Origin of the sequence: Microcystis sp. M165S2, assembly GCF_020245885.1 — a bacterium.
Lineage (GTDB): Bacteria > Cyanobacteriota > Cyanobacteriia > Cyanobacteriales > Microcystaceae > Microcystis.
In genome coordinates this window covers 1-11941 of the sequence record NZ_JADBTZ010000258.1, presented here as the reverse complement: position 1 = coordinate 11941, position 11941 = coordinate 1, and the positions used below count along the sequence as shown (strand labels likewise).

Sequence of the window (11941 nt, the reverse complement as noted above, 5' to 3'; positions counted from 1 at the left end):
TAGACTTTTTGTCAATCAAAAAGTACCAGGCATGGGAGTGATCAGGGGGAAAATTCAGGTACTTTTTCCCTGAAAATTAGGTAGTTGACCACCTGAAAATCGGTAAAACCCATCCCCCATCCCCCATCCCCCATCCCCCATCCCCCAACCCCCAACCCCCACCGAAAAACTTTTTGCCGCAAACCCTAATTATGTCTGATTTACGTCAATACGCTCCAGCAACAGAACGCAATCGTCAGCCGATTTTAGAAGTTATCAGCCAATTTTTACCGAAGACTGGGAATATCTTAGAAATATCTAGCGGCACGGGTGAACACGCTGTTTTTTTTGCTCCTCGTCTTGCTCCTTGTCGTTGGATTCCCTCGGATTGTAACCCTCTGGCTCTAGATAGTATTCGCAGTTGGTGCGATTATTGTCCTAGTTCTAATCTCGATCGCCCCCTATTTATCGATGTTCATCAGTCAGTTTGGGCTGTAGAGACGGAAAATATCGTTATTAATGCCATTGTTAATATTAATATGATTCATATCGCTCCTTGGTCCGCTTGTTTAGCTTTAATGACGGGAGCGAGTCGCATTCTCAGTTCGGGGGGAATTCTCTATCTTTATGGTCCCTATAAACGACAGGGAAAACATACTTCTCCTAGTAACGAAAGCTTTGATTTTTCTCTCCGTTCTCAAAACTCTGCTTGGGGAGTTAGGAATTTAGAAGATGTGGTGCAAGAAGCGAGCGATCGAGGTTTACAATTGTTAGAAGTAATTCCTATGCCAGCTAATAATCTCTCGGTTTTATTTCAATTGCCTTAACATAGCAATCATCAGTGAATAGTAATCAGTCATCAGTGGCGTTGCTGAATCGAGGTATGAATGCCAAGTGTGCATCGTATCCAAAAGTTATTTTGGTTCTGGGTTTTAAAAACCACACACAAGAAGATTCATATCTTAAATCAGCTTTTAGCTATCAGCCATGAGCTTTTTGCTCCCTGCTCCTAACTTCCTAATTCATAATTCCCACTGATAACTGATAACTGATAACTGATAACTGATAACTTATTTCCAACCGGCGCGATTCATTACCTGTACTGCTTTGGCTAAATTAGGACCATAATTAGCCACGCTAACGGTATCTTCTTTCCCGCGTCCGAGTTTTGCCAGGAAAGGGTCTAAAGCAACCCCTGGAACGACGGGATATTCTCGATTACCCTTAGCAAAAAAGTTCTGTGCTTCATTGCTAGAAAGATACTCTAAAAATTTAATTGCCGATTCCCGATTGGGAGCGGTTTTAATTAAACCACCACCGCTAATATTAACGTGAGCGCCGCGGCCTGCTTGGTCGGGGAAAATTACGCCTACTTGGTCATAAATTGCCCGTTTAGCGGGGTCTTTTTCTTCGGCATACCCCGCTAAGTAATAGGTGTTAGCTAGGGCTAAATCGGCAATTCCTGCGGCTACAGCTTCGATTTGTGCCTTATCATTACCCTGGGGTGGACGGGCAAAATTAGCCACTAATCCCCGACACCATTTTTCTGCGGCCGTTTCCCCTTGGATGTCGATTAACCAAGCGGTAAAAGATTGACTATAGATGTTACTGGATGACCGGGTGACGACTTTTCCTTTCCATTTGGGATTGGTTAAATCTGCATAGGAATCGATTTCTCTGGGGTTAACTCTGTCTTTGTTGTACATAATTACCCGCAAGCGTTTACTAAACCCAAACCAGTGACCTTTGGGGTGACGCAAATTAGCAGGAATTCTTTGGGTGAGAATGCGGGAATTGACGGGGGCAAAAATTCCCTGTTGGTCGGCGCGCCATAGTCTCCCCGCATCTACCGTCAGGAGTATATCGGCAGGACTATTGCTGCCTTCGCTTTTAATCCGTTCGATTAATGGGTCTGCTTCCCCTTCCACGAGGTTAATTTTTATTCCCGTTTGTCGGGTGAAGTTGTCATACAATCGTCGGTCGGTGTTGTAGTGACGGGAGGAATAGAGGTTTAATTGTTTAGTTTGGGCGGAAACTTCGTTTATTTTCCCTAATTGACCCACTGCTACCGCTAAGGTGGCTGTTCCTGCACCTAGAAAGACTCTACGAGTTATTTTATCGTTCATTGCTAGATTCTTGGCTTGTCTTTTCCCATTATACAGCTATTGAGAATAATTCTTATCTGCACGAGAAATTATTTGTCCGGCTAGGGCGGTAGATAGTGGAAAATCAGGGTAGAATAAGGATTTTCTGCCTTAATAGAGCCAATAAATCCTCGAATCTATCGCTAGTTAAGTTCAATAAGTCCAAGATGTTACCCGGAAGCTCGATCGAGGGTATTGTGGAATTAGAGCAACGAGAGTCAAAGATAATGATCAACAGTGATAACCAACAAGCGATCGAGTTAATGTTAGCATCGGGAGACTATAATCAATTATTGTTATTTTGTCAACAAGCACTCGCGGTTCATCCGCAAGTGACTGATTATTATCCCTATCTGGGATTAGCTTATCTGCTGCTAGAGCAGCAAGCAACAGCGCAAGAAATTTGGTTATTTTGGCTATTACAATCAGAGTCTAGTCAAGATTTAATTATGCTCCTCAAAAAAGAGATAATTAGAAATCTCGATTGCTGGCAGTTTGCCAAAGCTAAATTAATCTATCTCCAGTGGCTAGAATTAGAAGAAATAGAAGGGGATGAAGAAATAGAAAATTATGCCCTGACGGTGATAAACTCCTGTCTTCAAGAGGTGCAAGAGGCAATTAATCGGCAAGAATATACTTTAGCTGAGGACTTTTACTTAAGAATTTTATCTTGGCGTGAACAATTAGCTTACATCTGGCACGATTTAGGATACTTATACTATATAATTAACCGACTAACAGAATCTTTTAACTGTTTAGCACGAGCCATAGAATTAGAGGAAAATCAAGCCTTATATCATTATACCATGGCTAGGGTGCTAGAAAAACAATCACGTTTAGATATAGCTTTATCAGCTTATCAGAAAGCGATCGATCTCAATGCTAATTTTGTCGATGCTTATAATAAACTGGGTAATTTATTTTATCAATTAGGTCAGCTAGAGTCAGCCGAAAAATTCTATCAGCAGGGAATTAATAGCCAAGCGGATTTTTATCCTTTTTATATCAATTTAGGCAATGTCTATTTAGTTAAACAAGCTTGGACAGAAGCAAAAAATGCTTATAAAACTGCCCAACAACTGGCAGGAGATAGACGAGAAATTAGTCAAAATCTCTCCCTTTGGGAAATCCTGCAAGCTGACCAACAAATTGCCGATATTTACTCAGGTGATTATTTTTATCAAAGAAAACTCTATCGGTTAGCACTAAACTATTATCAAAAATTATTAGTAATTAAAATAGAAGATAGCAACTTTTATTTAAATTGCGCCCATTGCCATCTCATTCTCAAAGAAGAAAAACAAGCTTTGGAAGTGTATAAAAAAGGTATTAGCTATCATCCAAAAAATATTGATTTACATTTGCGCCTAATTTGGTTACTACAAAATAATTATCCGATCGAGGTAGCAATTCAAGCAACTAAATCAGCTTTAGAGTATCTTCCCGATCACCTATCTCTGAAGTTAGAATTAATGCGGTTAATGCCGATAGTTTACCCAACTCAAGCAGATATTATGCTATATCGATCAAACTACGAGAAACGGTTAGATAATATCTTGTCCAATCTTGATTTAACCTCTACTAATCAACAACAGGATGCTTGGAAAAGTATTGGATTAAGAACTAATTTTTATCTTCAATATCAGGCTAAAAATGATTTAGAAGTACAAAAAAAATATGGGAAATTAGTTTATAAAATAGCCTCGGTTAACTTTCCTAATTGGGTGAAAAACCTAACCATGCCTACGGGAAAAATTCGCCTTGGCTATATTTCTGCTCACTTGCGTCATCACACGGTAGCGAAACTGTTTCAAGGATGGTTGCAGTGGCGAAATCGAGAACAATTTGAAATTTATTGTTATGGAATAGATATTAATAACACCTTCGATAAGTTTACGAGAGAATATCAAGAGCAAAGTGATTATTTTTATCAGTTTGATAATGTAGTTAATATGGAAATAATTGCCCAACATATTTTAGATAATCAGTTACATATTCTGGTTTATTTAGATATTGGTATGGATGCTCGTACTACCCAACTAGCAGGATTGCGTTTAGCTCCAGTACAATGTGTAACTTGGGGACATCCAATCACCTCAGGATTACCAACCATTGATTATTTTATCTCCAGTGAATTAATGGAACCCCCGGAGGGAGATAATCACTACAGTGAAAAATTAATTCGCTTATCTAATTTAGGTATTGCCTATCCCAAACCTTCCCTTCCTCCCCAGAGAAAAACTCGTTTAGAGATGGGATTAGCCGAGGATAAAATCATTTACTTAAACTGTCAAAGTTTATTTAAATATCTGCCAGAAAATGACGAAATTTTTCCTAGAATTGCTCGACAAGTTCCCAACAGCCAATTTATTTTTATCTGCCATCGTAGCGAATTTGTGACCCATTGCTTTCAGTCGAGATTAAGTCAAGCTTTTAATAAGTATGGACTCAATTGGCAAGATTACGGGGTAATGATGCCACAGCTAGAACAAAATGATTATTTTCAGCTTAATTTATTAGCAGACATCTATTTAGATAACTTAAGTTGGTCGGGAGGAAATACCACCCTCGAAGCCATTGCCTGTCAGCTGCCAGTGGTTACCTGTCCGGGGGAATTTATGCGCGGACGACATTCCTATGCTATCTTGAAAAAATTAGGCATAACCGAGACAATTGCTACGGATAAAAATCACTATATTGAAATTGCTATCCGTTTAGGTTTAGATAATCAATGGCGACAAACAATCAAAGATTATACTAAAGTGAATATCGATACAGTATTTAACGATCGAACCTCTGTAGAAAGTCTAGAAAGATTTTATCAATCTGTAGTAGGAGAAGGTAAATAAAACTTTAGGGTTACATAGGGTTTGCGGCAAAAAGTTTTTTGGGGTGTGGGGTATGGGGAAGAAAACCAGATAAAGTTCATTTTGTCAAGGATTTAAGATACTCTTACCCTGCGTTTAATCCTCTTTCCCAAGAATGATAAGGAGTAGTAAAATAAAAATCTGCTCCTAGTTTCTTCACGAGACTCTTGATGTCCACAAAATTTTTTGACCTTGTCACAAGGGTCGGTTTTTCTTTTGTCAGGGGGAATCTCTTGGAAAAGTTTTTCGGTGACAAGGGTTGATTTCCGATGCGGTTTTGTTCTTGGCCAATCCTGCCACGCTCCGGAATCGCGCCACGCTTACTTTTACTTTTCCCCCCGCTTCGACTCTTTCTTTTTCCTCGTCTGGCCGCCTAGGTATTCTTGATGCTCTCCACAATCTCGATAGTTCTGATAGATCATTTGATAGATGGTTTCGTGACTGAGAGATTCTTGACCGGCTCTTTTCAGACGACCCGCATTGACAAAGCGACTGTTCAGTATTCCGAGAAAATCAAGCAGAACGGAAATTCCGCTCTCATAAAGATGAAGTGTAACCTAATTTGGTATCATCCCCAGACGACTGGCTACTGTTGCCTGTTCCCTAAAACCAGAGACTTCGTACCTCACCATTAAGATAAATGCTATATAAAGACGATTGGCAACCTTGCCAAGAATTAGTGATAAAATTACAACATAAACAGTAATTTTTCCTCTAACCATAATCCCTCACCCCCAATAAAATTATGATGCACGGTTTTATTCCCCCACATCGTTATTTTCCCTATCTTACTTGGACAGATATAGATTCAATGCCGGATAAGGAAAATGTGGTAATTATTCAACCCATCGGTGCGATCGAACAACACGGACCCCATCTACCTATTGCCGTCGATGCTGCCATTAGTTTAGGGGTTTTAGGCAAAGCTTTCGAGAAATTAGATACAAACATCGCCGCTTTCGCTTTACCCTGTCTCTACTACGGAAAATCTAACGAACATTGGTCTTTCCCCGGCACGATTACCCTCTCGGCAGCAACCTTATTAACCCTCATTCAAGAGATAGCTGAAAGTCTCTATCGTTCGGGTTTTCGCAAGTTAGTATTAATGAACTCCCACGGCGGGCAACCGCAAGTTATGGAAATTGCCGCTAGGGATATTCATCAACAATATCCCGATTTTTTAGTATTTCCTTTTTTCACTTGGCGAGTTCCCCACAATGCGGCTGCATTATTCTCGGAATATGAATTAGCATACGGTATTCATGCAGGAGATGTGGAAACTAGCATTATGTTATCATTACTGCCAGAACAGGTAAAAATTGAGCGGGCCGTCCGAGAATATCCTCAAGGTTTGCCAGAAAATAGTTTGTTAACTATGGAGGGAAAATTACCCTTTGCTTGGTTAACTAAGGAATTAACTAAAAGTGGAGTGATGGGAGATGCTACTAATGCAAGTAAAGAAAAAGGCGATCGATTATTAGAATCCGTTGCTAATGGTTTGGTAGAGGTGATCGCTGATGTTTATCAATTCCGTCAACCGAAGTTATATTAATAGAAGATTAATTAGAGGTTGCTGAATAAATATAAAAACATTGTTCGATAAGACTTTTAGACTTTTTGTCAATCCAAAAGTGCCAGCGATGGGAGTGATCGGGGGGAAAATTCCGGGACTTTTTCCCTGAAAATTAGGTAATTGACCACCTGAAAATCCCTAAAACCCTACACCCCACACCCTACACCCACGAAAAACTTTTTGCCGCAACCCCTAAATCGGACAGCAAGCTAACTCAGCAATTTAAGCGAAAACTCTGCCATTCTCTAGGATGCCATTCCGGGTTAATCTGGGTTTCGGACGCAATTTTTCGATGACTAAATTTTAAGAGGCAGTATGGAACGCACTTTCTTAATGATTAAACCCGACGGTGTGCAGCGCAATCTGGTGGGGGAAATTATTCAACGCTTTGAAACTAAAGGTTTTACGCTGGTTGGGTTGAAAATGATGCAGGTTTCTAGCGAATTAGCGGAAAAACACTACGCTGTTCATAAGGAAAGACCCTTTTTCCCTTCGTTAGTCGATTTTATTACCTCCTCCCCCGTGGTGGCCATGGTTTGGCAAGGAGAAGGAGTAATTGCCTCCGCTAGAAAAATTATTGGTGCCACTAATCCCCTCAATGCTGAACCGGGTACGATTCGCGGTGATTTTGGCATTAGTGTCGGACGCAATCTTATCCATGGGTCCGATGGTCCAGATACCGCCAAAGATGAAGTTAGTCTCTGGTTTAGCGATGCAGAATTAGCTAATTGGACTCCCGCAATCACTCCCTGGGTGGTAGAATAAACCCCTTTGAGGCAGTCAGGAGCCGGTCGTCAGGAGACAGGAGACAGGAGATTGCTTTTATTTATTCTCCCCTCTCCCCTCTCCCTTCTCCCCATTTCCCCAACCCCCTAATATTCGGAAATTATGACCGTAGAATCCAGCTTACAACAGTTAAAAAGAGCTTCATCGGGACGATTACCCAGCAGTTACGGGGTCTATTTTAAGAATACCCTTGTGGCCCTCTGTCATGCTCTTGAAGATCATATCTTGCAAACTAGCAGCTCAGATAGTACAAACAAACCACTGGTCTTAGTCACCTTTCAACAGGGTAAATGGTATTTACAGGAAGCAGAGCGCTATTTAGATATCGCTCGCTCTTCTCGTCATATTGCGATCGCTGCCGTGGCCGATAGTGGTTTTTCTGAGCATAAAACCGGCAGTTTAGAGAATGTTTCGCTAGTCAACTTAGATAATAGCGATAGTTTGGTTAATGAGTGGAATTTAATCATTCTTTCCCCCGATTACGCCTCCATGGTACTCTGTCATGAGTTATCCCCAGAAGAATACCGGTCCGATAGTCAACCCCAAATAGACACGGAGCGAAAATTCTACGGTTTATGGACATTCGATCGCGATTTAGTCGAAAAAGCCGCTAGGATCTTAATTGAGCGTCTGCATCCCTATAATCCCAGTCTAGCGGCCGATTTAAGCAGACAACAGCAGGAAATTAGTCAAAATATTAATCCCATTCCCACGGATTTAACGGGAGTAGTCTCTCGCATTGTCACCTATCTGCAAACCAGTCAACAGCAGTTAGTCACCGTCAGCAGACAAACGCGAGAATTAAGCGACTTAGAAGGACAAGCATCCCGTTTAAATAAAAATTTAGCCGCTAATAAACTGCAAGCTTTTCTAAGAATGGCTCAAAAGGTCGATGAAAGAGATATTGATAATCCCCTTGCTTCCCTACAGGTGGCCGCTTTAGCGGAAATGTTGGGACAATTGCTCGATTTACCCACCCTGAGATTGCGACGCTTACGATTAGCCGGTTTATTATACCGCATCGGTCTAGCGGAGGCTCCGATCGAAGTTTTTAGACAGCGTGCCAGTCAGTTAGAGGGAGCAAATGCGTTATTTTGGCGGGATAGATCGGTGTTAGGCGCACAATTACTCGCCACTATGCCCGAATTAGCCCCAATTCAACAGATTATTTACCATGAGTTTGAATACTGGGATGGTAGCGGTGTTCCCAACGGCTTAAAAGGGGAAGAAATCAGCCTAGAGTCGAGAATTTTAGGATTATCAGCCTATTTTCAGGAATTAACTCAACCGCGAGGTGACCGACTAGCTCTAGATTTAGGAGAGTCCCTAGAGCGCTGTCAAAATTATAGCGGGATTCGTTTCGATCCCGCTTTGGTAGAAAAATTAAGTTCGGTAATTCGTCTGTGCGAAATGGGATGGATGCAATTACCCGATCGCCCTAGTCAAGTCCCCGCCGTCTGGTTAGAATCAGTTTAGGACTAGACTCCGATGAGACTCTGCATGGCACGTCTCATATTAGCCGGTTTAAAAGCTGCCATGGCTGCGGTCGGTTCGTAGCCGCAATGTACCATACAATCGGCACATTGAGGATTGCCACTGGCCCGACCGTAGTTATCCCAATTGGTTTCTGCTAAAAGTTCCCGAAAGCTTTTGTAATGACCTTCGTTGAGCAGATAACAGGGTTTTTGCCATCCTAAAAGACTATAGCTAGGACTACCCCAAGGAGTGCATTCATAGTCTTGTTCACCGATGAGAAAATCGAGAAAGAGAGGATTATGGTTAAAATTCCACTTTTTCTGCCCTGATTTCCAGGGTGAGAGAATTTCTCGGAATAAAGCTCTAGTTTGCTCCCGTTTCAAGAAACTATCTTGATCCGGGGCCCACTCATAACTGTAACCGGGGGAAATCATCATGCCATCGATGCCCAAAGTAGCGAGAAAATCGAAAAATTCCTGCATTTCTCGCGGTTCTGTGCCTTCAAAAACCGTGGTATTAGTAGTAACCCGAAAACCTCTCGCTTTCGCCGCTTTAATCCCTTGTACTGCCTTATCGAATACTCCCTCTCGATCCACACAGCGATCGTGATGTGCTTTTAAACCGTCCAGATGGACGCTAAAGGTAAGATAGGGTGAAGGAGTAAATTTATCCAGGCTTTTCTCCAATAACAGGGCATTGGTGCAGAGATAGACAAATTTTTTTCTGTCCACTAAACCCTTGACAATTTCATCGATTTGTGGATGCAAAAGCGGCTCGCCCCCGGGGATGGAAACCACCGGAACCCCGCATTCTTCCACCGCTGCGAAACATTCTGCCGGGGTGAGATGATTGCGGAGGATTTCCGGGGGATGTTGAATCTTACCGCAGCCAGTACAGGCTAAATTACAGCGAAATAGAGGTTCTAGCATTAAAACTAAGGGAAAACGCTTTTTCCCTGCTAAACGCTGTTTCAAGATATAGGAAGCAACCACTAAAGCTTGTTGCAGTTGGACAGCCATTTGCTCACACCAAAAGGATTCTAAGTAATTAGGGTCTGCTGAATAAATCTAAAAACCTTGTTGGGTAAGACTTTTAGACTTTTTGTCAATCAAAAAGTACCGGACTGGGAGTGATCAGGGGGAAAATTCAGGTACTTTTTCCCTGAAAATTAGGTAGTTGACCACCTGAAAATCGGTAAAACCCTACACCCCACACCCCACACCCTACCACCACCGAAAAACTTTTTCAGCAGACCCTAATTATAGACTGTTAACAGGGCATCAAGGCATAGGAGCCTAGAAAATGGCAAATTGAAGGTAGGTTGGGTTGAAGCATGAAACCCAACACCTGCATGGGTTACGCTACCGCTAACCCATCCTACAAATAATTGTGCCTCCCTACTTATCAGCTTTTATTTATCCGATTAATTGGCCCTTATCACCTTGATCGAGCTGATGACTTCAAGACTAATGACTGCTAACCTTAACGACAATTTTTGATTTTTACAAGAGGTCTATTATGAGTTCTTTAGGCGATCGCTTCAAGAAATTTGCGGGTAAAACTCGCTATGTGGTCTGTCGCTTATTTTTGCATCTCTACGGACAAGAAATCGCACCTCTGATCGGTATTCTTAATCGTACCGGCCGGGAGGCGATCGATTCCGAAGGCGATTTGGAGGTCATGGGAGAGGGTTTAGTAGAAATTTGTCAAAATCTGCTGCAGATGAACCTCTATTGGTTTTCTGTGGCTAATGAGGGCGATGTTTTTTGGAATGAGGGGGAAGCGGGGGACTACGTTAACGAACTGTTTACCGATTCTGCGGCCAGATACCTAAGTGAATCGGTGTCTTCACAAGTGGGGGAAAAGGAACCCTTAACTTTACCCGTCACCGATAACTTAGTTATTATGATCACAATAGCCTTCGAGGGTGAGAGTGCTGCTTTAGAAACTAGCCTAGCCGATCGAGAAGCCCTGGAAGATGGTTTAAAATCAATAATTAACCTCCACTACCAAAGTCGGCTGCGCGCGATTCAGGTACATTTTTCTCCTGCTCAATTGGGAGATGAATTGACCAATGAGCAACTATTACTCAACTTCCCCGAATTACTGCCTTTATAGTCTTAATTTTGCCCTTATGCTGCGCCAAGTAACGACAATCCTTTTAATTCTTACCCTTTGTTGCACAACGGTGGCCTGTGGTTCCTCGTCAAATCAAACTCAGTCACCGTCAGCTAATAACAGTAGTGTAAGACAACAATCCAATCAGGTTAGTAGCGGTCGCTACGAGGTGCAACAAGCTACCTACGATGACGGAGATGGCACTTATACCTTAATGCTGTTAAACACCCCTGGGGGGACTTCTCCCCTCTTTCGCACCACTAACCTACAAATGGCTAGATTAACCGAGGAGGACATTGCTAAAGGGGAAAAAACCGCAGTAGAAATCAACGGCGCTCAAGCTACCCTGTACATGACCGAAGATTTTAAAATCGAGTATGTCCATAATGTCACGGAAGTGCGGAACAATCCCCAAACCGGACAACAGGAAACCGTGGTGATTCGGCAAGAATCGAGTTTTTGGAGTCCTTTTTTCGGTGCTGTTGCTGGTCAAGCTTTGGGTAGCTTGCTCTTTCGTCCTCAATACTACGTTCCTCCCCTCTATACTCCGGGGGGTGTGATGACCGGTTTTGGTGGTTCCGGTTCCACCTATAATCAGGCAGTAGATCAATACCGGACTAAACATAATAGTCCACCTCCGGCAGTCAAAAATCGGCAAACTCTCCGTTCTACTGGCAATTTACGTCGTTATCCCAGTAATACTTCCTCTAGTCCCAATCGCAGCACCACAACCACCACAAAACCCAGTGGTTCCGGTTATGGTTCCAGTACCCTGAAGAATTCGGGTAAATCTGATAATGTCAAACGTTCTCCTAGTTTCGGTTCCTCTGGTTCCCGTCGTACCCCTAGTCGCAGTGGTTTCGGCAGCAGCAGACGCGGCCGACGTTAGCAGGATTTGACTGGAGTGGTGGAAGATTAACCCTGTCTTCCCCACCTCAGACATTGGAGATGGCCACTACTTAGGAGCTGCTGAAAAAGTTTTTCGGTGGGGGTTGGGG

At 42.5% G+C, this 11941-nt stretch carries 9 protein-coding genes and 2 pseudogenes; 7 read left to right on the top strand and 4 right to left on the bottom strand.

Annotated elements, in window-relative coordinates; all coding sequences use genetic code 11:
* Positions 1-191 precede the first annotated feature (191 nt).
* Positions 192-806 carry a DUF938 domain-containing protein gene (locus IM479_RS13035; RefSeq protein WP_287687304.1) on the top strand — a complete coding sequence of 205 codons (615 nt, stop codon included), beginning with the start codon at positions 192-194 and terminating at the stop codon, positions 804-806.
* Positions 807-1049: 243 nt separating this feature from the next.
* On the opposite strand, the gene IM479_RS13030 is transcribed toward IM479_RS13035, so the two are convergent.
* Entirely contained in the window at positions 1050-2105 is a 1056-nt protein-coding gene (locus IM479_RS13030) for a Fe(3+) ABC transporter substrate-binding protein (protein ID WP_287687306.1), read from the bottom strand.
* Between the two features lie 245 nt (positions 2106-2350).
* Here IM479_RS13030 and IM479_RS13025 point away from each other — a divergent pair, with 245 nt between their 5' ends.
* Positions 2351-4972, top strand: a complete 2622-nt coding sequence (locus IM479_RS13025; RefSeq protein ID WP_287709379.1) for an O-linked N-acetylglucosamine transferase, SPINDLY family protein — start codon at positions 2351-2353, stop codon at positions 4970-4972.
* Positions 4973-5084: 112 nt separating this feature from the next.
* Here IM479_RS13025 and IM479_RS13020 read toward each other — a convergent pair.
* Positions 5085-5529: pseudogene (locus IM479_RS13020) on the bottom strand (transposase family protein); the annotation flags it as partial.
* 206 nt (positions 5530-5735) lie between these two features.
* On the opposite strand from IM479_RS13020, the gene IM479_RS13015 reads away from it, so the two are divergent.
* The 3 genes from IM479_RS13015 (at position 5736) to IM479_RS13005 (ending at position 8825) form a co-directional block, all read left to right on the top strand.
* Positions 5736-6542: a creatininase family protein gene (locus IM479_RS13015; protein WP_287687310.1), complete on the top strand. Its 807-nt coding sequence runs from the start codon at positions 5736-5738 to the stop codon at positions 6540-6542.
* Between the two features lie 336 nt (positions 6543-6878).
* Positions 6879-7328 carry a nucleoside-diphosphate kinase gene (gene ndk, locus IM479_RS13010; protein ID WP_045361886.1) on the top strand — a complete coding sequence of 150 codons (450 nt, stop codon included), beginning with the start codon at positions 6879-6881 and terminating at the stop codon, positions 7326-7328.
* A 123-nt stretch (positions 7329-7451) separates the two neighbouring features.
* Positions 7452-8825 (top strand): DICT sensory domain-containing protein, encoded by a 1374-nt coding sequence (locus IM479_RS13005; protein ID WP_286826386.1) that lies wholly within the window; start codon positions 7452-7454, stop codon positions 8823-8825.
* Between the two features lie 2 nt (positions 8826-8827).
* Here IM479_RS13005 and hpnH read toward each other — a convergent pair whose 3' ends face one another.
* Together hpnH and IM479_RS23070 are read right to left on the bottom strand one after the other, a co-directional pair.
* On the bottom strand, positions 8828-9844 hold the full coding sequence (hpnH, locus tag IM479_RS13000) for an adenosyl-hopene transferase HpnH (RefSeq protein ID WP_287687312.1): 1017 nt from the start codon (positions 9842-9844) through the stop codon (positions 8828-8830).
* Positions 9845-9892: 48 nt separating this feature from the next.
* A pseudogene (locus IM479_RS23070) lies at positions 9893-10077 on the bottom strand (hypothetical protein).
* A gap of 266 nt (positions 10078-10343) precedes the next feature.
* Here IM479_RS23070 and IM479_RS12995 point away from each other — a divergent pair.
* Positions 10344-10943 carry a DUF1517 domain-containing protein gene (locus IM479_RS12995; RefSeq protein ID WP_287687314.1) on the top strand — a complete coding sequence of 200 codons (600 nt, stop codon included), beginning with the start codon at positions 10344-10346 and terminating at the stop codon, positions 10941-10943.
* Entirely contained in the window at positions 10900-11832 is a 933-nt protein-coding gene (locus IM479_RS12990; RefSeq protein ID WP_287687315.1) for a hypothetical protein, read from the top strand. Before IM479_RS12995 ends, IM479_RS12990 begins: the two co-directional genes overlap by 44 nt.
* The last annotated feature ends 109 nt before the right edge of the window (positions 11833-11941 follow it).